The following is a 21,261-nucleotide window of genomic DNA, read 5'->3' as shown; positions in this document are numbered from 1 at the left end:
GCACTTTACCCTTTTGGTTGGAGCTGCATGAAAACGAAATCTAGCTCCAAGAGCGTATTTCAAGGCGCAGCTTGGTACACACGGGGCATGGGCATGGCAAGTCGGGATTTGTTGCAAAAGCGTTTGGGGAAAATGTTGGCCGCGCGGCAGAACAAATCCGTGCAGGGCCATGCACCTGCTGCCTTGCTGCCACAAAGCGACTTGACTGAGCCCTTGTCAACGCTGAGTGCCCCAGCCGATGCAGCGTCGGACCAAGCCGCTACCGTGCATATTGGTACTCAGGCCCGCCACCTGCTCGACCGCACGGCCTTTATTCGCCAAATTGAAGCCAAGTTGGCCAGCCATGCTACCAAACCTCTGGCACTGCGACCTTATGGATTGGATCGCAAACCTGGCGAATTGCCAAACACTTGGGAAGATTTGGACCAAGAGGTAGAAGTGCGCCGCAAGGTTAAGCCAATATCCGAATTAAAGTTGGGCGTCAGCAAGCCGCAGCAGTCCGAAGTTGCTTGTCAATCGCCAGCTTCCATCTCAAAGCCAGTTGCACGAGGTCTCCAAGCTGACTTGGACACTCTGCGGCGCCTGCGTCAGTTGAATAAGCGACAGGCTGCTTTATTGGAAGCTGCTGGCATACCCAAGCCCGCGCAAACCATTAAAACCGAAGCCTCCCCCGCCCCTCCCAAGAGCTCAGTTGCGCCCACGCCAGACAAACCATCGACACTTACGCCGGCCGCTACCTGCGCCGTTGAGGCATTCATGGCGACGCCCGCTCACCTTGAATGGCAAAGCAAGTCGCAGCTGGATATTGCGCGCTTTTTTATGGACGAGTTACAGGTTAAGAACTTTAGAGGCCGGATTGAGAGCGAGCGCACTAGCCAAAGACCTCTGGCGTACACGGTATACTCGCCCGCGCTGCAGGCCATAGACTTTACGGCCAATCCCAGAGCAGCTGAGGCCAAACAGTCCAATTCGGCTTTGTTCAACGATCTGGAATTTGACGCCTGGATTGCTGAACTTGAGCAACAGTTTCCTCCCTTGTATAGACAAGAGCAGCGGGTTGAACGTGTGCAGGTTTCGCAGCGAACCCGCGCTGCGTTAAAGCTCTTACCGATGATGGGCCGCAACGTCACCTTGGGGTCATTGCTTAACAGTTGGTCAATGATGGGCCAAATGGGGCGTGTGCGATCCTTGGTTGTTCAGCCCGATTTTGTTCGGCTAGACAACCAAGAAACCCTGGAGCATGAGCTCTTTTTGGGTTTGTCTGGATTGCCTGCTCAACGCAACCACACGCTGTTTAAGGCTTCTGAAGACGACGGCTATCTCTCTGGGTCGGCGATCCACTTGTTTAGGCCTCGCCAACTGGTGGCGCCTCATGAAGACGCTGAGGGCTTTCTAACTCGTGTTCACCCCCTGCTAAAACGCCACTTTGCACAGCAGGCTTTTACACAATGGTTCGATAAAATTTTCACGACCAGCCTTAGCCACACCACCCTTATTGAAAGCTTTGTTGGCGATGCAGTGCAGCGTTACGCCAGCATCCAAAAAAAACTCCTAAAGCAAGCAAGCGTGGTGAGCCATGCCCTGCATGCAGAGTTCGGGCAGGGGCAAGCCACCTTGGGCGGCAATCCTGTGTTCAACATGCAGTTTTATCAGCAGCATGGATTTTTGCCAGCACCTTCGTTCTATGAGTTTTTGCAGTGCCCTGTAGCCGATGCCCTCGAAGGCGGGAACAGGCCTCTGTGGCAGGTATTGGGCGCCGGAGGGCACGTGCACTGGCGGCAAATTGGTATTGAAGAGCACCCCATGGATCTAGTGCTGCTCCATGTTTTGGCTATCTACGCATTGGCACCTGTCCAAAACGCGAGTTTGGTTAAGTTAATGGGTTTGCTGGATTTGTTGATTCGCTGTGGTGATTACTTTGGTCTGCCTATCACTTCAAACAACACCGATGAGCAGCGCGCGATCAACAAATCGTTGGGCTTGTTGCAAGCTTACGAGAAGGTCTTGGCTGAGGATCTGCCTCCACAGGGTTCAGAGGCCCAAAACAGCCTGGGGTCCTACCGCTTTCCTTGGGACCGTCATACGAAGCAGACGCCGGTGGACGATGCCTTCTTGCCCGGCCACCAAGAAAGCCTGTTGGTTGAAGCTTTTCATGGCCTCTGTAAGCAAATGCAAGCGGCAGGCGTTTGGCGCAATGACATAGCCCGCCTTTTGCAACTAAGCCAACTTGCGTTGGCCACAGTGTAAGGAGAAACCGATGGTCGATAAGATCAAAGAGTCGATGAGTATGTATGCCAACGCTCTTAGGCTTCGCGCTACCCGACAGGACGTGATTGCAGGCAACCTAGCCAACGCAGATACACCCAATTACAAGGCCGTAGATTTTGATTTTGCGAAAGCCTTAAGCAATGCGCAGTCCGGAAGCACGATTGGGCAAAGCATACAAACTGCAGTCACCCACCCTAGCCACCTGGTACTGAAAGGGAAAGGGCTCCATGGTGGAGATTTGATGTTGAAATACAGGGAAGTGGAAAAGCGTTCAATTGATAACAACACCGTAGACATTGACATAGAGCGTGCCAGTTTTTCTGAGAATACCGTTAAATATGAAGCTGCCAACCAGTCGCTGTCAGGGTTGATAAAAACCATGCGCAGCGCCATCACAGGGAACTGATCGCGATGAGCCTGTTCGATACTTTTAAAGTGGCTGCGTCAGCCATGCGTGCGCAAAGCCACCGTTTAAACGCCACAGCAAGCAACATGGCCAATGCGGGTACGGTGGCCGCCAGTGACGAGGAAAGCTACAAAGCCAAGCGTGTAGTGTTTGAGGCCATGCTAGAAAAAACTAATCGCATGGGCAAAGCCAATGCAGCCACGCTGGTTCGAGCAAAGGAAGTCATCAACGACAAAGTAGATGCGAAAAAAATTTATAACCCACAACACCAGTTGGCGGACGATGCTGGCTATGTGTACATGCCAGATATCAATCCTGCGCAAGAAATGGTGGACATGTTAGAGGCTTCACGAAGCTATCAAACCAATGCCGAGGTCATGAATACCACTAAAAACCTCATGCTCAAAACCTTAAACATGGGCAACAACTGAAATCGCCTCAATCCGGGGTATTTCGATGGGCATGTGGCTGTTTGCATTTGTCATCATGGGCTAAATACTCAAAGGATGGACGATCATGTTAGACACCGTTCAAAGCAATGGCGCAGCAGGTACTGCAGCACGAAACTCGTTTGCCAAAGCCGAAGACATTGACGATATTCAAACCCGTTTTCTTGAGTTATTGGTGGCGCAGTTGCGCAACCAAGATCCGCTTGCCCCCATGGACAACGCGCAGGTGACCAGCCAAATGGCGCAGCTCAACACGGTCTCGGGAATTCAAAATCTGAACAAAACCATGGAAGGCCTAGGTCAGGTAATTGCTGCCGGGCAATTCTCGCAGGCAGTAGCGCTGGTTGATAAGCTGGTATTGATCAAAGGCGATGGCATGGTCTTGGCCGATGGTCAGGCTGGGGCGCAATTCAAAGCCGATCAGTCCTACGACAGCGCGGTGGCGACTATTAAAAACGCCGGTGGCGTTGTGGTCCGTGAGGTTACCCTGGGCCGCGTGGGCAAAGGTATGAACGAGCTGGTTTGGGACGGCCTTAGCAATGACGGCGCGGCCATGCCCCCTGGGCACTACAAGGTGGAGGTGGTAGGTGTTCGTGGGGGTGAAACCACTTCGTTGGAGACTTTCCGCTACGACATTATCCAAAGTCTTGATAACAGCGCAACTGGCCAATTTACATTGACCACCTCCCTGGGTGACTCCATATCCATCAACGATATTGTGAAGGTATTTTAAATGGACAAAGTCGGCTTTTTGGCGGCCAACGCCGCCCAAGCTGCCATGCAGCGCCAAGAAAACATTGCCAACAATCTTGCCAATATCAACACCAGCGGTTTTAGGGCACAGGTGGTGGCTTTGCGGTCTACCCCTCTGGTGGCTTTGAATGAGCGTGGCCAAGCACGGTTGGACACTCGAACTTTCAGCACAGAGACCGTGACTGGTTTTGACGCACGGCCTGGCGTAATGCAGCAGACCGGTCGCGAACTGGACCTGGCTGTTAAAACTCCCGGTTGGTTCGCTGTGCAGCGGGCTGATGGCAGCGAAGGATATACCCGCGCTGGCGCGTTTGTGCTCAATGAGGATGGCATTTTAAGCACTCCGGAAGGTTTTCCCGTGTTGGGTGAGGGAGGGGTGATTGAAATTCCACAGGGCTCGCGCATGCTGGTGAGCGAAACTGGCTTGGTGTCGGCAGTGTCCACGGACCCCGCCAACAGGGCTGTCCAAGAGGTGGGGCAGTTGCGTTTGGTTAACCCCAACCCCACCAACTTGGAAAGAGGCACTGACGGCTTTTTTCAGCTCAAGCAAGGTGAGGCTCCACAGGCGGCCGAGGTTCGTGTCTTGAGCGGCTACCTGGAGGGAAGCAACGTTAGCCCTGCAGAAAGCATGGTTGAAATGATTGCAGCGCAACGCATGTTCGACATGAGCATGAAGGCTGTAATGATGACCAAAGAAAGCGATCAAAAAGCCGACAACGTCCTCCAAGCTGGTTAAAACTTCATACGCTAAGGAATAAAACGATGTTACGTTCATTACACATTGCTAAAACTGGACTTGAAGCTCAGCAAACTCAGCTGGATGTGATCTCCAATAACCTTGCCAACACCGCGACCACGGGTTTTAAACGCTCCCGTGCCGCGTTTGAGGATTTGTTGTACCAAAATCTGCGCGAGCCAGGTGCACCCACCACCGATCAAACACGTGCGCCAACAGGTCTACAGGTGGGCACTGGGGTGCGTACAGTGGCGGCGGTGCGTAATTTCGCGCAAGGCAATATGCAACAAAGCGGTAACCCGCTGGACGTGGCCATTTCTGGCGGTGGTTTTTTTCAGGTGGAGCAACCCGACGGCACCTTGGCTTATACCCGAGATGGTAGTTTTCAGGTTAACGCCGAGGGCGTGTTGGTCACCACAGCAGGCTTTCCTGTGGTTGGCCCCATTAATGTGCCAGATGACACTGAGCAAATCACCATATCTGCCGATGGGCAAGTAAGCGCGAGATTGGCTGGTCAAGTGCAGTTACAGGAGCTTGGTCGCCTCAATTTGGCCACATTCATCAACCCCGCTGGCTTGAACTCAATCGGCGGAAACTTGTATCTTGAAACGGAAGCCTCCGGGCAGTCGCAAGAATTGGAGCCCGGTTTGGGTGGCGCTGGCAAACTGGTCCAGTTTTATCTTGAAACTTCAAACGTGAATGTGGTGGAAGAGTTGGTGGGCTTGATTTCAACCCAACGAGCCTACGAAATCAACTCCAAGGCAGTGACTGCATCGGATCAGATGCTGCAGCGTTTGGCCCAAATCTAATCTCAAAGGTCTAGGCATGCGCGCAATTCTCGCTCTGGTGTGCTCCCTCGCCGTAACAGGCTGCGCCTCCATTCTTGATCCCAAGGTGGACTTTCCTGCTGAGGCAGGGGTGACTGAGATTAATTCGATGGGGCGAGTGGGTAGCAAAGATTGGGAACAGGAAAAAGTCCGTCAACAGACGTTGTTTCAGAGTATGGTCAGCACACGAGTAGCCCCTAAAACAGGATCGATATACAGCCAAACGGGGTTTAGGTCCATTTATGAAGACAACAAGGCCAAATATGTGGGTGATGTGGTCGTGATTGATGTGCTCGAGAGCACCAGCGCATTGCAGGCCAAGAGCACGGCGGCTAGCCGGGACGATGCTCTGAGTATCAGCGTGCCAAGCATTGGTGGAATGAACGGAGTCAACGGCACTGCATCCAGTTCAAAAGAGTTTTCTGGCGATGGGCGGACCAGTGCCACCAATGTATTGTCGAGCACGATTACTACGCGTGTGATTGAGGTGTTACCCAATGGTTATTTGCGTGTGGCGGGTGAGAAACAAATCGGCGTAAATCGTCAAGTTGAAACCATTCGTTTTTACGGAGTTGTTGATCCTTTCTTAATTCGACCCGGTAGCCGTGTGGCATCTACAAATGTGGCAGACGCAAGGGTTGAAGTCATCGGACAGGGCACTATTGATGAAGTGCAAATGATGGGCTGGTTATCCAGGGTTTTTTTAAGTGTGCTGCCGTTTTAAATACAAGTGGGTGAACTGATGCAATTGTCTGTGTGGAAAAGACTGTGGGTGCTCGTGGCCCTGTTGGCCACGGCTCTACCCCTGGCGCATGCCCAGCAGCAGAAGGTGCGCATCAAAGATCTCACCTCGATTGCCGGGGCCAGGCCAAACCAGATTTTTGGATATGGGTTGGTGGTGGGGCTGGATGGTACTGGCGATCGAACCACTCAGACACCGTTCACCTCGCAAAGCACTGCCACCATGTTGGCGCGCCAGGGCATTGTGTTGCCGGAAGGGGTGAGGCTAGAGACCCGCAACGTGGCCTCCGTCATGGTGACTGCCATCCTCCCACCATTCATTGCGCCAGGGCAGACCATCGACGTGACGGTTTCCAGCATTGGAAATGCGCGTTCCATCCGTGGGGGCACTCTGCTTATTACTCCATTAAAGGGGGTGGACGGGCAGGTGTATGCCTTGGCCCAAGGGCAAGTGGTAGTGGGGGGGGCTGGTGCACAGTCAGGTGGCACGCTCACCAAAATCAATCAGTTGGGCAATGGCCGAATTCCCAATGGAGCCATCGTTGAAGAGGCAGTGGATTCGGGCGTTGGCGACAGCAACGAAATTCGCCTGGAGCTGTTACGCAGTGACTTTGGTGATGCCTACAGCGTGTCCGAGTCCATAAACGCCAGGTTTGGCGAATACACTGCGCAGCCGCTAGATGCGCGCACAATTGTGATCAAATCGCCAGTTCGGGCCAACGAGCGTGTGGCTTTTATCGCTTCTATCCAGAGCATGCCCATTGAACCAATTGGACCGACCGCCAAGGTGGTTATTGATAGCAAAACTGGCGCTGTGGCCATGAATCAGCAGGTAAAGCTTTCACCTGTGGTGGTGGCTCATGGCAGCCTTACTGTGCAGGTCACACAGACCCCGTTGATTAGCCAGCCCGGCCCCTTCAGCAACGGGCAAACCATTGTGGCAAACCGCACCGACATTAATATCGCAAGAACGGGTGGAGAGGCAATCCGCCTAGAAGGCGCGGATAACCTGAATGATCTCGTGGCCAATCTGAACAAAATGAACGCAACAGTTGATGATTTGATTTCAATTCTTCAGGCCATTGAGCGCTCCGGCAGCATGAGAGCGGAGATAGAGGTGATTTGAAATGCAAGCTTATTGGGATACATCGGGCTTATCGCAGCTCAAAACGCTCAGCATGGGGACTGAGGGCCAGCAGGTCGAGGCCGCGAAGTCTGCCGCCCAGCAGTTTGAGTCAATTTTGATTGCCGAAGTACTTAAGGCGGCACGTAGTAACCCTTTTGGTCAGGACAATCCTCTTAACTCAAGTGCCATGGAAAGCATGCACAGCATGTTCGATCAGCAAGTGGCCCATGCCTTGGCGGGCCGTGGTCTTGGGCTTTCCCAGCACATTGAGCAGTCAATTTTAAACAGCCTGAAATGGGTAAAAAATAACTCGCCCGAGTTGGGGGAATAACTGCAGTTCAGTGCGGCCATGGTCGTAAAGACTCATAAGTTTGATATATGTACAGGTGACTTTTTCATGACCATGTTATCGGTTGGCTTATCGGGGTTGCTGACTTCGCGAGATGCCTTGTCAGTGAGTTCAAACAACGTGGCCAATTCAAGCAACCCTACCTACAAGCGTCAGTTGTTGAAGCAGGCATCTGGTCTGAGTCAGTTTTCCCAAGGTGGGTATGTGGGTCAAGGTGTAAAGACTTTGGATGTGAGCCGAGTCACTAACCAGTACCTTTACAACCAAATTCTTAAAACAAGTTCAGAGGCCTCATACTCAGAAACACTCCAAACCCAGTTGTCTCGGGTGGATAATATTTTCGCTGAAGGTAACAACGCTTTATCGCAATCCTTCGCGAACTTCAATGCGGCTGCACAGGATTTAAGCCTACGGCCTGCCGACAACCCTGCCCGTCAGCAATTTTTGGCCGCAACATCGTTTCTGGTTGATCAATTCAACTCGGTCAGCAAGCGTTTTGATTCCATTCGAGCAGATCAAAATGCGCAAATTGAGTTCAAAGTACGCGAAATCAATGACCTCACCGCTAGTTTAGGCCGTTTAAATAACGCTATTACGCGGGAGTTCTTGAATACTGATGGCAAAGGGGTGCCGCTAAATCTCTTAGATGAGCGCGACGAATTGGTGCTTCAACTTGCAGAGAAAATCGACATTCAGGTAGTGGAAGGACAGCGAGGTGAGACCAATATTTTGATGCGTCAGGGGCAGCCGCTGGTGCTGGGCGGGACCACTTTCAATTTGTTGGCTACGACCGACATCACCGACCCGGAGACGGTGGTCATTGGGCGATTGGCATCCGATGGCTCTGGCGAATTGATTCGCTTTGCCAACAAAAACTTGGGGCGTGGCGAATTGGCAGCCTTGTTGGAATTTCGTGACACGGCCTTGAATCAGTATCAGAACACCTTGGGGTTGATGGCGCTTGGTTTTGCGGATCAGGTGAATTCGATACAGACCGAGGGATTTGAATTGTTAGATGATCCTGGCCCGCCGCCAACGCCTATCGCTGGTTCGCCACTCTTGCAGTTTGCGAGCGTTCCAGCCGATCCGCTTGATAATGGCATTAGCCGTGTGGTGGCCAGCCCGTTTAATGCCGACCCAGCTCTGCGTTTGGCTGTAGCGGGTATCAATACCGCTACTTTGCCAGGCAATGAGTACGAGGTCTTTGCGGTCGCTTCGGGCGCGGGTGTTGAGGTGCGTTATCGCCCGGTGGGCAGTAAGACTGCTGGGCAGCCCGTTAGCATTTTGGGTGCGGGGCAGTTTGAAGTACCCGGGGCATTTCAATTTTCGATCAATGGTGGTGGCCTGGTGGCAGGTGACAGTTTTAATGTTCGCCTCACCGCTCGTGCTGGTTTAAATCTGCGTATGCAGCCGCTTGATCTCAATCAAATCGTCAACCGGGCCCCAGGGGGCGGTTTAGGCGACAACACCCAAATACTTAAATTCACGCAGGTATTAGATAAACCTTCTCTGTTGCAGCGTGGAAGCTACGCGGGGATCTCAATTCAAGACATGTTCTCTCGCCTAGTGTCGGTTGTTGGAAATGATGTGGTGTCCGCCAGCAATAACGCACTGGCCAGTAACGGTGTGTTGGAGAGTCTTTCGGCTGAGCAATCGGCTGTCTCCGGTGTGAATCTCGATGAAGAGGCTGCCAAGTTAATTCAGTTCCAGCAGGCCTACGCCGCCAACTCGAAGGTGATCAGCCTATCCAAAGACCTGTTTGATGAATTGCTCAATGCGATCCGCTAGCGGATGCATGGGCTGATGGAGTGACCATGATGCGAGTGTCCACCCTGCAGTACTTCCAAGGCAACATCGGTAAACTGACCGATATGCAGGCCCGCTTAAGCAATTTGCAAAATCAAATTTCTTCTGGGGTTGAAGTTCAAAAGCCATCCGACGATCCATCCCGCCTGTTTCAGGGCATCCAGGCGCAGCGAGGCATCAATCGTGGCGAGCAGTTGAACCGCAATATTAGCTTTGCACGCAATCAATTAGAACAGGCCGATGGTGCGCTTGGGCAGGCCACAAACAACATGCTGGAAATCAAGTTTCGCATGGTTCAGGCTGCCAATGGCACTTTGAGTGCCAGTGATCGCTCTTCGATAGCGATTACCCTACAGGCCATGCGCGAGGAGCTGCTGCAGTTATTCAATCAGAAAGATGTATCAGGGCGGTATTTATTCTCTGGCACCGAGGAGGAACAAGCCACTTTTGAAAGTGATCCGGCTTCCGGTGTGGCCTATCCAGTGTACCAAGGTCAAACTGCTGCCGCAGGTGCTGGTGGACTTAGTGTCGAGGTAGGGGCAGGTGTCTTTGTTCGCCTTGGAGTTTTGGGCTCAGATTCCATGGTGCTACAAGTGGCAGATCCACTAGCCGGCACACCTGAGGTGAATGTTTTTTCCTTGCTGGATGATGCGGTCAGCCTGCTTAACGGCAATGCCCCCATTGACGATATCCGAGCCGTCGCTGGTCAATTAGACGAGGTGTTTGAGAAACTACAAAACTCAAGAGCTGCTTTGGGCATACGAATGGCTGCACTGGACGCAAATGAGGCCATCAACGATGCGGAGCTGACCAGTCTTTCGCAACTCAAACGAGACTCTCTCGATGTGGATGCCGCACAAGCGATTTCTGAGCTGGTTCAAGGACAAGCACAAATGCAAGCTTTTCAACTAAGCTATTCAAATATTGCCAAGCTCTCGTTGTTCAACTTCATCACCTAAATTCGAGAAAACTCTTTCACCTGTGCCATGCGCTGCATGGCCTTGCGCTCCTGCTTTGCACTACAAACTTGGCATGGTGTTTGAATACCGTCAATCTTGCTGCTCACGCTGTTGCAAAAATGGCAAGTTGCAAGTTGCCAGTCGTCTTGAAGGTAATACGACATCACCGCAATCAAATCGATTAGCCGAATCTTTTTCTTTGCAACACATTCAAGGTGCTTATAGTTTTCCCAGGTGCTTAACGTTGCAATTAATGTGATGCGATGATGTTGGGCCAAAGGGCTACCCGGGTCGACCTGTTCGCGATAGCACTTCTCGAGATTTACCACTTGTCTGCACAACACTGTGTAAATCATGGCTAGTTCGCGGTTGTTGCGCATTGGGTTTTGGCAATAGGTGCCGCCGGAGCCCTTGCGGTTTGGGTTTTTGAACTTATTGATGTACTGCTGAACTTCTTTGCAGTCCCTCATGTTCATAAATACATGCGCAGCCTGACGTACCTCAACCTGACGAAGATCGTATGCGAACAAGCGGTCGATCAACCATTGGTCTGTAACGCGCTGTGAGAAAAAATGATTGGCGAGGTTTGCAAACTCTTTCACCGTATGCTTCCTTCAAAAATTAATCAAACAAAAGGCCAGCGGGAACCAAGCCTGTTTTGCCCAGAGCGTTAAGTTGTGCCAGATTAAACTTGGGTCGCAGTGTGCTCCTGGGGGATTGCGCCAGCTGCACCAAAGATTCCGTGTCCAATTCGGCAATATGTTGAATTTGCCACTGCGCCATAGAGAATCTGTAACTTGTGTTGGTCGAAAAGGCGCCCCAATGTTGAAGCTCGATAAACAGATTTTTTAAGAAGCTGCGCGCGGGATTCTCTGCCAAAGCCAACAGTGCGGAGTGGTACTTGATAACACCATGAAGCGAAGAGGTCTTGCTCGCCTGCTGGCGACACATCAGGGTTTGCAGCTCGGTTTCGCACACCTCAACAGCAAAAAGAGTGGTTGCTCTGGAGCTTAAAAGCTCTTCGATAGCCATAGGGCTTAAGGCAGCTAAGGCTTTGCTCTCTTCGGCTGGTAGATTCAGTACCTCATTTAAATCTATCGTTTGGCCTTGCCAGAGTAGGTGTTTAACAAGTTGTATAAATTGATTGTTAAGTCCATGAATCTTCTTTGATTCCTTGCAATATGTTGCGTCAAACATCATTCCCAGTCGCTCCGTCATTGTTTTTATAATCAATTGAGGTGATTTGCTGCACTGTGAATTTAGAGTATTGCTTCCTGAAAATCTTGCATATCCGCAGATTTCGGAGCCGGACTTCCTGCTGTGATCAGTAAAAACCCTAGGGCCTGGTTTTGGCCTGTTTGGAGCTTGTCGTTAAGATTTACGCCGGAAAGAGCATTCGGGATTGAAGTAGCGACAGTACTTAGTTAAAAAAATGGGTTTTATTGTGATTTCATTGAGCATCGGACACAAAATGTCACAAATGGCGAATGAGTGTTAGTAAAAAACGATAGTCACTACAGTGTAACAATGCTAAGAATTAACTTCGAAAAATATTAGAAAAGTTTTTAAATTTTACTGTCTTACCCTAAAAAAATTTTTTTTACAGCCTGTGAATTTTTTAAATGTGAATAACACGTGAAGAATTTTGTTGAAATCGTTTGCTAAAAGCTCTCCTAAAAAAACAAGACAATATTTACAGTATGTACAAAAAATCTGATGACAAATTACCTTGTCAGTAATATCCTCCAATGTTGAAAAAGCGCGCACGTAAATACCCCTATACGTTATACAACATCACGCAGGGCCCTTAAATTCATAGCGGGCCGAGGAGGCAGACGGATGGCTGACATTAAAAACAATAAAAACAATCACCTAAGAGTTAACTGTGCACCTGCGGGTTGCCGTTCTCTAAACCGTATTTATCAATGCATCTTTGGTAGTCGGCGTAAGTGTTGTTTGGTGTTTTTATTGACCACATCCATTCAAGCGCAGACATGGGCAGCAGGCAACTTTGAGGGCCCCGCAGGCATTGAAGGCCGTTGGGCCATGGAAGTCACAGTGGGTGCCTCCATGCGGACCAAAGACGCCGACAAATCCCTCATTTTTATTGGCAACGGTGGAGAGGCCTCAAGCGGCACGGTGGACGACGGCAACCTGAACTACAACAAGGGTGACGTGTTCAGTTCAGCGGTTAAAACCGTGGGTGAGCTTGAGCTTCGTAAAGACAATGCAGGCGTGTTTGTGCGGGCCAAGGCGTATTCAGATTTTCATAACCGCAGCAACCGTGTATCCCATGGGTCGGGCAATAACGCCTACCGCAGCAACGAGCCGTTAAACGATGCGGGCTTTGACAAAAGCACCGGCTTTGAAGACGCGCAGTTTTTGGATGCCTACCTGTTTGCAGACTTTCAGCCATTGGGCAAACCCCTCACCGTGAAGGCTGGCAACCAGGTTGTGACCTGGGGTGAGGCGCTGTTTTTATTGGGTGGTGTTAACCAGTACTCCAATTTTGACTCGGCCGCTTTGCGCAGGCCCGGTGCACAGCTTAAAGAGGTGTTTTTACCCATTCCACAGTTGTATGCCAACCTGCAGGCCACCGATGCGCTTTCCATTGAAACCTTTGTGCAGACCAACCATGAAAAAGTGGTGGTTGATGGTTGCGGCACCTATTTTTCACAAGCGGATTTGTTGAATTGCAATCGCCAGGGCGCCACGGTGAATCCCGGCGTTTTGAGCACGCCAGCAGGTGACATTGATTTCACGGGTTACAACGATCGCCAAAGCTTTGGTGGCGGGGGCGTTGTGACCTTGGGCGGTGCGCCCATCAACACCTCGGTGTTGGGTGCACTTGGGCCCATTACTGGCATTGTAAGCGGGCTCACGGGCCTGCCTGCCGACCTGAGTAACCTGAATTTTCGCATGGCGCAGTTGGCCGATAGCCGACCCAAAGACACCGGCCAAATGGGCCTGGCTGCGCGCTATTACGCCAGTGAAATTGGTGCAGAGTTTGGCGCCTATGTGGTGAACTATCACCAGCGCCTGCCTGCACTTAGTTTGCAAAAAACACCCTCGGGCTACGATGGGTCAATTTTCAATGGCTTGGCCGTGGGGCCTGCCAGCATTGTGAACCCGCTGTCGTATTTCTTTGACTACAGCAAAGAGAACATTCAGGTCGCTGGCTTTTCCGCTGCCACCGAGTTGTTTGGATATTCTTTTTTTGGCGAGGTCAGTTACACCAAAGATTACCCGGTTAGCTACAACACGGTGGACCTCATCAAGGGCTCGGCCACCGGCGATGGCCCATTGGCCCGCTATGGCGACAACACCTTGTTCCCGGTGGGCTCGGTGCTGCAGGGGTACAAGCCCATGGATAAAATCCAGGCCCAAATGTCGACCATCATGTTGTTCCCAAGGCGCTTGGGGGCGAGCCAAATCGGAGTGGTGGCGGAGGTGGGGGCCCAAATGTGGCGTGGCATTGGTGACCCGTTCACCAGTGAACGTTTTGGCCGTTCACCTGCTTTTGGCGCAGGCGCGCACGCCAGCTACAACGGCGGCAACTGCAACGCGGGCGTCAACCCCAACCCACGCAATTGCGTGGTGGATGGTTACGCCACCGAGACTGCTTTCGGTTACCGCGTGCTGGCTGCGTTCACTTACCCGGATGTGGCCTTTGGAATCAACCTGTTGCCTCGGGTGTTTTTCTCGCACGACATCAAAGGCTACTCTGCCGATGGCCTGTTTCTTGAAGATCGCATGAACCTGGGCTTGGGTGTGCGTGCAGAAATTCAATCCGCCAAATACTTTGCCGAGGTGAACTACAGCATGTTCAACGACAAGGCCTACTTCGACCCCTTCAAAGACCGTGACTTTGTGTCTTTGGTGCTGGGGGCGAATTTGTAATCAGGGTAGCCTTTTATGTCCAGCGCTTTAAAACTGCAGAGTGGCCTGAGCTTTGCTTAGCTTTGCCCTTTTTTGACCTTTGGGGTCAGCCACTTGCACTTCCACTTTTTTGGTGTGCTTGAAATGATCAAAGAACCCGGTTTTCAAGTGGGTGAGTTGCTCTGGCTTGGCGCATTCAAATTGATAGTCTGCTTCAAGGTCGGCATGCCCATCTTTGGGCTTGCTTTGGCCCTCCAGCACAGGCGCGCTTACATTGGCCAGCTTGAGTGAGCATTGTGCCTCGGCATTGGGGCTGAGCACTGGCACGCCCTCGCGTAGCAAACGCAAGGCTTCACTGGCGCGTTTTTTTTCTGCGTCGGTGCGTGGTGCTCGCTCAAAACCCACAAAGCTATCCAGGGGCGATTGCAGCATGACGCTTAGTTGTGGCCCGTCTACTGCCACATCCAAACGAATCACGCCGTGGTCATGGTGATGTGGCCCGGCCAGGGCAACACCAGATCCCATGGCCATCAGGGCGCAAACAAAAATTTTGTGAACAGGTCGTTTCATCGGCTTCTCCAAAACAAGGTCACAGGTTTAAACGCTCAACGTGGCCAACAAGGTAGACGCGTTGTGCCGGCACATTTGTAAATAGGTGGGTGCTGGCCCCTGCGGATCAGACAAGGCATCGGAATAAAGCGTTCCCCCCACCCTGGCCCCGGATTCTTTGGCAATGCGCTCAACAAGCCGTGGGTCGCTCATGTTTTCAAGAAAAATACCCTTGACCTGCTTTTGCTTGGCCAATGTGATCAGCTTTGCAACCGCTGCGGCTGAAGGCTGGCTGTGAGTGCTCCATCCCTGGGGTGCAAAAAATTCAACTCCGTATGCTTCACCAAAGTAGGCAAAAGCATTGTGGGCAGTGATGACCTTGCGCTGTGTTGCGGGAAGCGTAGCAAAAGCCTTCACAATTTGATCGTGCTCACCCAGCAGCAAGGTGGTGTAGCGGTTTGCACGTGAGCGAATTTCTTCCTGATATGACGGAAAATGCTGAACAAGTGCTTCAGCCACTGCATTGGCATAGGCGGCTCCGTGTGTAAGGCTTTGCCATGCGTGCGGGTCTGCATTGCCTTTGCGGGTTCTTCTGGGCTCGATGGCTTGGCCCACTTGAACCACGGGGCCTTTGTAGCCCGCCGCCTGCACAAATCGCTGGAACCAGCCCTCAAACCCAAGGCCATTGAAAAACAACACTTTGGCTTGTGAAAGCAGTTGGGCATCCCTCGGCTTAGGTGAAAACACATGTGCATCAGCATTGGCCGGTACCAGGCCATGGACAACGAAATGCGCAGGGGCGACCTGCCGCACAATGTCCTGAAGAATCGAAAAGCTTGCCACCAGTTGAGGTGGGTTGGCCTTGGCCATCGCCATTGCAGCCCAGCTTGTGCTGAAGCCCACGCATGAGGCTGCTTGTAAAAATAATCGTCTTTGCATACAGTTTTTTAGCCTGTGGTGTGAAATTTTGGTTTGCCAAATGCGATACGCACACTGCCGTTGGGGCCCATGGCCATGGACATGCCATACAGGGCACCGGCAAACAGCACAATGCTGGGGCCTGAGGGCACGGCGTAGTGGTAGGAAAGGCTAAGCCCTGCAAACCCGCTGAGCATCGCAAAGGCAATCGCCAGTCCCATGGTGGCGGGTAGGCTTTTACACCAAAATCTTGCTGCAGCTGGCGGCAACATCATCAGGCCGATGGCCATTAAGGTGCCCAGGGCATGAAAGGCACTCACCAAATTGGCCACCATCAGAACAATAATCAACCCATGAGTAAACACGCCTGTGCGGCCCATACGCCGGGTAAAGCCCGGGTCCAGGCTGTCCATTAAAATGGGGCGGTAAAACATGGCCAACAAAATGCAGGTCGCACCAGACACCCCCGCGATTTGGATTAAAGCGGCGTTGTCTACCGCCAGCACACTGCCAAACAACAAGTGCATCAGATCGATTTGTGTGCCTCCGCCAGACACCATCACCACGCCGGCTGCCAGGGCGATCAGGTACAAGGCAGCAAAGCTCGTGTCTTCGCGTTGCTCGGTGTTGCGGGTGACAAAGCCAGCACCCAGGGCCACTAGCAGGGCGGCTGCAAAGCCACCCAGACTCATGGCAGGCAAGGACAGCCCCGCCACCAAAAAGCCCAGGGCTGCGCCGGGTAACATGGCATGGGACATGGCATCCCCGACCAGGCTCATTCGCCGCACAATCAGCAGGCAGCCCAGTGGGGCAGCAGCCATGGCAAGGGCGAACACCGCAACCAGCGCACGGCGCATGAATGAGTACTCCATGAAAGGCTCTAACATCAAGCCACCTTTTCCAAGGGTTGATTTGCGTGTTCCTTACAACGGGGCGCGTGCATATCCCAGGCCTGTGCCATTTGCCGTGCAAGGAACAGGTGTTCGGCGCGCAGCACTGCGGCTGTACTTCCCCACGCAACGGCCTTCCGGGCCAGCAGCAGGGTTTGCTCAAAATGCTTGCTCACCAGTGCGTGGTCGTGTAACACGGCGATCACTGTTCTTTGCTCATGACGCCATTGGTCGAGTAATTCGATGAGGTCTTGCTGGGTGTGGCTGTCCATGGCATTGAACGGTTCATCGAGCAATATGACCTCGGCGTTTTGTACGATGAGCCGGGCAAAAAGCGCCCTCTGCAATTGCCCGGAAGACAACTCATTGAGCCAGCGCCTTTCAAAACCAGTCAGGCCAACGCGGGCCAATGCGGCGGCGATCGCCTTCAAATGGTGGCTTTTAAATCGACCAAACCAAGACACTTCAGGCCAAAATCCCATGGCGACCAGTTCTTGCACAGTGCAGGGCACGTCCAACTGAAGGCCAGCCACCTGCGGCAGATAGGCGGTTCTGGGTGTGCGGGGCGAGTGCAGGTGACCTTCAAATTGCCGGTTCACCCCCGCCAGCGCCTTTAACAAGGTGCTTTTTCCCCCGCCATTGGGCCCAACAATGGCGGTAAAACACCCAGCTTTAAACTCGCCGTGAAGGTGATGCACTGCGGGATGCCCTTGGTGCGAAATGGTCAGATTGTCTAATTTGAATAAGGTGTGATTCATGCCAGAGCCCAAATGCTAGCCAGTACAATGGCGGCAAGCGCCAAACTGGCCAGCGCCAAGCGATGTAACAAACTGCTGGTCCACATGATTGCTGCTTGCTAGAATTCAAGATGCAATAATATAACATTACATGGTTCGTCAAATGCCCAAATCAACGCCCACACCCAAGCAACTTCAAAAGGCCATCGACTTGGCAGAGGCTGCTTGCTTGAGCGCCGGGGCGGTGCTTACACCCACGCGGAGGCTGGTTCTGGAGCTTCTTTACCGGGCGCCTCAGGGGCTGAAGGCCTATGACCTGCTTGACCAGGTGAAAACCGTCAAGGCGGGGGCCACACCGCCCACGGTGTACCGCGCGCTTGATTTTTTGACTGCCCAAGGTTTGGTGCACAAAATCAGCAAAGCCAATGTGTTTAGAGCCTGCGCCCAGGGCTGCCATGCCCACGCACACCCCGGTTTGTTTTTGGTGTGCCCAAAATGCAGCGGGGTAGAAGAACTCGATGACGACGTAGCCACCCACGCCTTGCTGCAATCCTTAGGTCAGCGGGGCTACACCATTGCTGCCGAAGAAATTGAGGTGTCAGCCCTCTGCCCAGCCTGCCGCGCTTAGCCCCAAGCCAAACCCATCAACTTAGTTGTTGATAATAGTTTCAAGAATAATTATCATTACGATTTTTGCAGGGTTTCATCCATGTCTCTCTTCATTCCTCACCGCGCCGCATGGCCAGGCGTCCTTTCGCGTGTGGCTGCCGCCGTTTTAGGGGGGTATGCCTTCACCTGGGGCTTCGCGGCGCTTGGCATGGCCGCACTCAGCGCACTGGGTGTTGATTTTCATGACGCTGAAACTGGCGTGTTGATGCTGTCGTTTCTGGTTTTTCTGGGCGTGTTTTTATGGGCCTTTGCGCACGGCAGCGTGGCGCGCGTTTGGTTGGTGCTTGCAGGAGGGGGTGGTGCGATGGTGCTAAGCGCCCTGGGTCTTCAGCGGGTTTTGTTGGCGTAAAGGAGTTTTGGCGTGTTCAACAGTTTTAAGTTGTCCATGGCGTGGGTGCACACCTGGTTTGGCTTGGTGCTCGGCTTTGTGCTCATGGTGTGTTTTTTCTTTGGATCTTTGGCGGTGTTTGATCGTGAAATCGATCGCTGGGCCATTCCAGAAACCCGGTTTGAACCCCAGCCTATGCCGTCTTTTGACCGTGTGTTGTTGCCCACTTTGCAGGCGCTTGAGCCTGACCCCGTGGACTACGCCACCAACATGCCTCGATTGCACGACCCCTCCAAGGGTCCGATGACGCCGCGCACCGAATTGCCGGTGGACGAGTATTGGGCCTATGTGACTCACCGGGACCCCGTGTTGTCTGCCGGCGTGGGTTATGGGGTGCCCTTGGCCAAAAACCCGGAGGATCACAACCACATCCACAAAAATGTGACCATCGACCCACGCACCGGTGCGGTGCTGCCTGATGACAAATTGAAGATTGGCAGCCGTTGGTTTTACCCCATGCACTACAGCCTGCAATTGAAGTGGAAAAACCTCGGGATTTTTATGGTGGGTTTGGCGGCTTTGGTGATGCTTGCTGCGCTGGTGACGGGTCTCATCATGCATCGCAAGGTGTTTCGTGAATTTTTTACCTTTCGGCCCTGGAAGCGCACACAGCGCGCCAGCCTCGATTTGCACAATTTGACCGGCGTGGTGGGTTTGCCATTCCATTTCTTTTTTGCGTTCACAGGCTTGGTGATTTTTGCGGGTCACTTTTACTTGCCGGTGGCAAGCACCCTGCTGGACCCTTTGCACAAACAGCATGAAGCGACGGAGGCAGTGGCCACTGGCTTGCCGCATGAACGCGCTGGCGTGCCTGCGGGCATGGCCAGCGTGGATGCCATGGTGGAGGAGGCCAAGCGCCGGTGGGCCGAACGGGACATGGCTGGCGAGGTTGGCTTTTTGGTGATGCACCACGTGGGCGACGCCAACAGCTACGTGAGCATTTACCGCGCAGGCAGCGACCGTGTGGCGCTGGTGGGCGAGGGCATCCACTTTAAAACCAGCACGGGAGAATTGCTCTCTGAAGACTCGCCGCGCAGCGTGGTTTCAGAAACCAATGAGTTTTTGACTGGCCTGCACCTTCAGCATTTCGAACATTGGTTTCTGCGTTGGTTGTATGTGTTGGGAGGATTGTTGGGTGCAGTGTGCATTGCCACAGGTTTTGTCTTTTTTGTAGAAAAGCGCAAAGCCCAGCATGCAAAAACCGGCAGTGCCGGAGCACGGGTGGTGGACGCCATGGCGGTGACCACCACGGTGGGCATGGTGTTGGCTGCGGTGGGCATGTTGCTTGCCAACCGCCTGCTGCCCGCCGATTTGCTGGGTAAGGGTGATGTTGAAAAGTACGCCTTTTGGGCAGTTTGGGTGGCGGCCTTATTGCATGCCGCCTTGCGCAGTGCGCCAGTGAGGATGGCGCGCATCAACCCCGCCTGGCGCGAGCAATGCTGGGCCTTGGCGGCGGTGTGCGTGTTGGCAGTCGGCTCGAACTGGTTGAGCACGGGCGACCACCTGATTAAAACCGTGTTTACTCAGCCCTATTGGCCAGTGGCTGGTGTGGATTTGAGCTTGCTGGCTTGTGCGGCTGTAAGCGCGTGGGCTGGGCTAAAACTGGCTGCGCGCGAACGCGGTGCTGAAAATCATCTGAATGGCCAGGTGACAGCTCAGCATGCCGGCGGCAGTGGGCAGCGCACAGGGTCGCACACAGAGGTGGCACATGGTTAATTCAGGTTTGACTGCCATGGCCCTGGCCGCGGCTGCAATGGCCAGTGTGGTGGGCATGGCCTGGCTGGCCCTGGCCATGCCTGTGCATTGGGCGCAGTGCCGTGGCTTGCCCTTGGCCAAGGCACATCCACCCCAACGTGTTTTGCGAGTGATGGGTGCACTGGCGCTACTGGCTGCTTTGGCTTTGTGCCTTTGGGCAGACCGCCCTTCGATTGCCGTGTTGGTGTGGGTTATGCTTCAAACAGGCAGCGCGTTTGCCGTGGCATTTGCACTTGGCAAGCGGCCAGCCTGGCTACGCGTGTGTTGGCCCCGGCTTTAAATTTTGCGAGCCAACCAAACCGCTGCCGCCGAGCCGTGGCCCACGGCGCTGCACCACAGGCGCTGAAACGCATTCGCCTGTTGGCCCAAGGCCAATGTTGCGGCTTCATCTCGGTGGGCACATTCGTCGGCTTGGTAGCTTTGTAACTGGGCCAGCAGGGTTGGATGGGTGCCCAAAGTGTGCAGCTTGTCAATTTGTTCGGCGTAATGCCGGTCTACAAAGCTTTCCACCGCCTCGATGGTGAGGTAAACACTGCGTGCACCAAACATGGCGGGCAACGCCCCTGTTAAAAACCCGGCCACGCGCCAAGCGGGCAGTAATTTGCTGCGCCTTAGCACTGGCAGCACATTGTTGATGCCTTGCAAGTGCTTTTGTTCGGTGTGCAAATGGTGCTGCGCAAACTCACGCAGGGCCGGGTTGCGGGTGACTGCCAATATGCCTTTGTAAATCCACACCGCGCCGGTTTCCCCGGCTTGGTCCGAGCGCAAATCGGCCACCATGCTGGCAGGCAAATCATCGGCGGCCCACCATCGCATGGCGTGTTGCATGCGAGGGCGTATTTTTAAAAACCCACGGTACGTCCATTCCATCAACAGAGCCAGGCCCGGTACCTTGGCCAAGTGGCCCAGCCAGCGCCAGCCTGGCAAGGCCAGCCACAACGTGGCGAATGCCGCTGCGCCACTTTGCATGCGGCCGCTGGGTGTTTGAACATGGAAGCGTTGCATCAAGACATCGCGGCTGCACTGGGCGGGCAGGGGAGTGCCCTCGCAAGACAC

The 21,261-nt window shown here is 53.3% G+C and carries 23 protein-coding genes; 16 read left to right on the top strand and 7 right to left on the bottom strand.

The genetic code is table 11. From position 1 onward, the window contains the following. The first annotated feature begins 27 nt into the window (after nt 1-27). The 11 genes from ACEQU8_RS12550 (at nt 28) to flgL (ending at nt 10,420) form a co-directional block, all read left to right on the top strand. Complete coding sequence (locus tag ACEQU8_RS12550) at nt 28-2,247, top strand: hypothetical protein (protein ID WP_370264049.1); 2,220 nt, start codon at nt 28-30, stop codon at nt 2,245-2,247. 10 nt (nt 2,248-2,257) lie between these two features. Next, a complete protein-coding gene (gene flgB, locus ACEQU8_RS12545) occupies nt 2,258-2,674 on the top strand; it encodes a flagellar basal body rod protein FlgB (RefSeq protein ID WP_370264047.1) in 417 nt (138 codons plus the stop codon). Nucleotides 2,675-2,679: 5 nt separating this feature from the next. Then, complete coding sequence (flgC, locus tag ACEQU8_RS12540) at nt 2,680-3,105, top strand: flagellar basal body rod protein FlgC (protein WP_370264046.1); 426 nt, start codon at nt 2,680-2,682, stop codon at nt 3,103-3,105. Nucleotides 3,106-3,190: 85 nt separating this feature from the next. Then, entirely contained in the window at nt 3,191-3,856 is a 666-nt protein-coding gene (locus ACEQU8_RS12535; RefSeq protein ID WP_370264045.1) for a flagellar hook assembly protein FlgD, read from the top strand. Beyond that, nucleotides 3,857-4,612 (top strand): flagellar basal body rod protein FlgF, encoded by a 756-nt coding sequence (locus ACEQU8_RS12530; protein ID WP_370264044.1) that lies wholly within the window; start codon nt 3,857-3,859, stop codon nt 4,610-4,612. A gap of 26 nt (nt 4,613-4,638) precedes the next feature. After that, nucleotides 4,639-5,421, top strand: a complete 783-nt coding sequence (gene flgG, locus ACEQU8_RS12525; RefSeq protein ID WP_370264042.1) for a flagellar basal-body rod protein FlgG — start codon at nt 4,639-4,641, stop codon at nt 5,419-5,421. 16 nt (nt 5,422-5,437) lie between these two features. Further along, nucleotides 5,438-6,163: a flagellar basal body L-ring protein FlgH gene (locus tag ACEQU8_RS12520; RefSeq protein ID WP_370264040.1), complete on the top strand. Its 726-nt coding sequence runs from the start codon at nt 5,438-5,440 to the stop codon at nt 6,161-6,163. Nucleotides 6,164-6,181: 18 nt separating this feature from the next. Then, nucleotides 6,182-7,306, top strand: a complete 1,125-nt coding sequence (locus tag ACEQU8_RS12515) for a flagellar basal body P-ring protein FlgI (RefSeq protein WP_370264038.1) — start codon at nt 6,182-6,184, stop codon at nt 7,304-7,306. Nucleotide 7,307: 1 nt separating this feature from the next. Continuing rightward, nucleotides 7,308-7,637 carry a rod-binding protein gene (locus ACEQU8_RS12510; RefSeq protein WP_370264037.1) on the top strand — a complete coding sequence of 110 codons (330 nt, stop codon included), beginning with the start codon at nt 7,308-7,310 and terminating at the stop codon, nt 7,635-7,637. Nucleotides 7,638-7,655: 18 nt separating this feature from the next. Further along, entirely contained in the window at nt 7,656-9,443 is a 1,788-nt protein-coding gene (gene flgK / locus ACEQU8_RS12505; RefSeq protein ID WP_370264036.1) for a flagellar hook-associated protein FlgK, read from the top strand. A 26-nt stretch (nt 9,444-9,469) separates the two neighbouring features. Continuing rightward, nucleotides 9,470-10,420, top strand: coding sequence for a flagellar hook-associated protein FlgL (gene flgL / locus ACEQU8_RS12500; RefSeq protein ID WP_370264035.1), 951 nt, complete (start codon nt 9,470-9,472; stop codon nt 10,418-10,420). Here the strand turns inward: flgL and ACEQU8_RS12495 are convergent. Then, entirely contained in the window at nt 10,417-11,022 is a 606-nt protein-coding gene (locus tag ACEQU8_RS12495; RefSeq protein ID WP_370264033.1) for a hypothetical protein, read from the bottom strand. The genes flgL and ACEQU8_RS12495 overlap by 4 nt on opposite strands. A 19-nt stretch (nt 11,023-11,041) precedes the next feature. Continuing rightward, nucleotides 11,042-11,620 carry a hypothetical protein gene (locus ACEQU8_RS12490; protein ID WP_370264032.1) on the bottom strand — a complete coding sequence of 193 codons (579 nt, stop codon included), beginning with the start codon at nt 11,618-11,620 and terminating at the stop codon, nt 11,042-11,044. A 639-nt stretch (nt 11,621-12,259) separates the two neighbouring features. On the opposite strand from ACEQU8_RS12490, the gene ACEQU8_RS12485 reads away from it, so the two are divergent. Beyond that, entirely contained in the window at nt 12,260-14,320 is a 2,061-nt protein-coding gene (locus tag ACEQU8_RS12485; protein WP_370264031.1) for a DUF1302 domain-containing protein, read from the top strand. Nucleotides 14,321-14,347: 27 nt separating this feature from the next. On the opposite strand, the gene ACEQU8_RS12480 is transcribed toward ACEQU8_RS12485, so the two are convergent. The 4 genes from ACEQU8_RS12480 to ACEQU8_RS12465 form a co-directional block, all read right to left on the bottom strand. Then, nucleotides 14,348-14,869 (bottom strand): DUF2796 domain-containing protein, encoded by a 522-nt coding sequence (locus tag ACEQU8_RS12480; protein ID WP_370264029.1) that lies wholly within the window; start codon nt 14,867-14,869, stop codon nt 14,348-14,350. Nucleotides 14,870-14,896: 27 nt separating this feature from the next. Further along, complete coding sequence (locus ACEQU8_RS12475; RefSeq protein ID WP_370264028.1) at nt 14,897-15,724, bottom strand: metal ABC transporter solute-binding protein, Zn/Mn family; 828 nt, start codon at nt 15,722-15,724, stop codon at nt 14,897-14,899. Nucleotides 15,725-15,795: 71 nt separating this feature from the next. Further along, nucleotides 15,796-16,638: a metal ABC transporter permease gene (locus ACEQU8_RS12470; RefSeq protein WP_370264027.1), complete on the bottom strand. Its 843-nt coding sequence runs from the start codon at nt 16,636-16,638 to the stop codon at nt 15,796-15,798. A gap of 14 nt (nt 16,639-16,652) precedes the next feature. Next, nucleotides 16,653-17,414 carry a metal ABC transporter ATP-binding protein gene (locus ACEQU8_RS12465; protein WP_370264025.1) on the bottom strand — a complete coding sequence of 254 codons (762 nt, stop codon included), beginning with the start codon at nt 17,412-17,414 and terminating at the stop codon, nt 16,653-16,655. A 142-nt stretch (nt 17,415-17,556) separates the two neighbouring features. On the opposite strand from ACEQU8_RS12465, the gene ACEQU8_RS12460 reads away from it, so the two are divergent. The 4 genes from ACEQU8_RS12460 (at nt 17,557) to ACEQU8_RS12445 (ending at nt 20,485) form a co-directional block, all read left to right on the top strand. Continuing rightward, nucleotides 17,557-18,021, top strand: coding sequence for a Fur family transcriptional regulator (locus ACEQU8_RS12460; protein ID WP_370264024.1), 465 nt, complete (start codon nt 17,557-17,559; stop codon nt 18,019-18,021). Nucleotides 18,022-18,102: 81 nt separating this feature from the next. After that, a complete protein-coding gene (locus ACEQU8_RS12455; RefSeq protein ID WP_370264023.1) occupies nt 18,103-18,411 on the top strand; it encodes an iron uptake protein in 309 nt (102 codons plus the stop codon). 12 nt (nt 18,412-18,423) lie between these two features. Continuing rightward, nucleotides 18,424-20,166 (top strand): PepSY-associated TM helix domain-containing protein, encoded by a 1,743-nt coding sequence (locus ACEQU8_RS12450; RefSeq protein WP_370264021.1) that lies wholly within the window; start codon nt 18,424-18,426, stop codon nt 20,164-20,166. After that, nucleotides 20,159-20,485: a DUF3325 family protein gene (locus ACEQU8_RS12445; RefSeq protein ID WP_370264019.1), complete on the top strand. Its 327-nt coding sequence runs from the start codon at nt 20,159-20,161 to the stop codon at nt 20,483-20,485. Before ACEQU8_RS12450 ends, ACEQU8_RS12445 begins: the two co-directional genes overlap by 8 nt. Here the strand turns inward: ACEQU8_RS12445 and ACEQU8_RS12440 are convergent. Next, a partial coding sequence (locus tag ACEQU8_RS12440) for a demethoxyubiquinone hydroxylase family protein (RefSeq protein ID WP_370264018.1) occupies nt 20,482-21,261 on the bottom strand: 780 nt, incomplete at its 5' end. The genes ACEQU8_RS12445 and ACEQU8_RS12440 overlap by 4 nt on opposite strands.

The sequence above is a fragment of the Limnobacter sp. genome, from assembly GCF_964228395.1.
Taxonomy (GTDB): domain Bacteria; phylum Pseudomonadota; class Gammaproteobacteria; order Burkholderiales; family Burkholderiaceae_B; genus Limnobacter.
The sequence above is the reverse complement of the archived record's forward strand: the minus strand, read 5'-3'. Positions and strand labels throughout refer to the sequence as shown.

Excerpts from the sequence above, each read along its gene's own strand:
- ACEQU8_RS12550 (WP_370264049.1), top strand. The coding sequence starts at position 28 with ATGAAAACGAAATCTAGCTCCAAGAGCGTATTTCAAGGCGCAGCTTGG.
- flgB (WP_370264047.1), top strand. The coding sequence starts at position 2,258 with ATGGTCGATAAGATCAAAGAGTCGATGAGTATGTATGCCAACGCTCTT.
- flgC (WP_370264046.1), top strand. The coding sequence starts at position 2,680 with ATGAGCCTGTTCGATACTTTTAAAGTGGCTGCGTCAGCCATGCGTGCG.
- ACEQU8_RS12535 (WP_370264045.1), top strand. The coding sequence starts at position 3,191 with ATGTTAGACACCGTTCAAAGCAATGGCGCAGCAGGTACTGCAGCACGA.
- ACEQU8_RS12530 (WP_370264044.1), top strand. The coding sequence starts at position 3,857 with ATGGACAAAGTCGGCTTTTTGGCGGCCAACGCCGCCCAAGCTGCCATG.
- flgG (WP_370264042.1), top strand. The coding sequence starts at position 4,639 with ATGTTACGTTCATTACACATTGCTAAAACTGGACTTGAAGCTCAGCAA.
- ACEQU8_RS12520 (WP_370264040.1), top strand. The coding sequence starts at position 5,438 with ATGCGCGCAATTCTCGCTCTGGTGTGCTCCCTCGCCGTAACAGGCTGC.
- ACEQU8_RS12515 (WP_370264038.1), top strand. The coding sequence starts at position 6,182 with ATGCAATTGTCTGTGTGGAAAAGACTGTGGGTGCTCGTGGCCCTGTTG.
- ACEQU8_RS12510 (WP_370264037.1), top strand. The coding sequence starts at position 7,308 with ATGCAAGCTTATTGGGATACATCGGGCTTATCGCAGCTCAAAACGCTC.
- flgK (WP_370264036.1), top strand. The coding sequence starts at position 7,656 with ATGGTCGTAAAGACTCATAAGTTTGATATATGTACAGGTGACTTTTTC.
- flgL (WP_370264035.1), top strand. The coding sequence starts at position 9,470 with ATGATGCGAGTGTCCACCCTGCAGTACTTCCAAGGCAACATCGGTAAA.
- ACEQU8_RS12490 (WP_370264032.1), bottom strand. The coding sequence starts at position 11,620 with ATGATGTTTGACGCAACATATTGCAAGGAATCAAAGAAGATTCATGGA.
- ACEQU8_RS12485 (WP_370264031.1), top strand. The coding sequence starts at position 12,260 with ATGGCTGACATTAAAAACAATAAAAACAATCACCTAAGAGTTAACTGT.
- ACEQU8_RS12480 (WP_370264029.1), bottom strand. The coding sequence starts at position 14,869 with ATGAAACGACCTGTTCACAAAATTTTTGTTTGCGCCCTGATGGCCATG.
- ACEQU8_RS12475 (WP_370264028.1), bottom strand. The coding sequence starts at position 15,724 with ATGGCGATGGCCAAGGCCAACCCACCTCAACTGGTGGCAAGCTTTTCG.
- ACEQU8_RS12470 (WP_370264027.1), bottom strand. The coding sequence starts at position 16,638 with ATGGAGTACTCATTCATGCGCCGTGCGCTGGTTGCGGTGTTCGCCCTT.
- ACEQU8_RS12465 (WP_370264025.1), bottom strand. The coding sequence starts at position 17,414 with ATGAATCACACCTTATTCAAATTAGACAATCTGACCATTTCGCACCAA.
- ACEQU8_RS12460 (WP_370264024.1), top strand. The coding sequence starts at position 17,557 with ATGCCCAAATCAACGCCCACACCCAAGCAACTTCAAAAGGCCATCGAC.
- ACEQU8_RS12455 (WP_370264023.1), top strand. The coding sequence starts at position 18,103 with ATGTCTCTCTTCATTCCTCACCGCGCCGCATGGCCAGGCGTCCTTTCG.
- ACEQU8_RS12445 (WP_370264019.1), top strand. The coding sequence starts at position 20,159 with ATGGTTAATTCAGGTTTGACTGCCATGGCCCTGGCCGCGGCTGCAATG.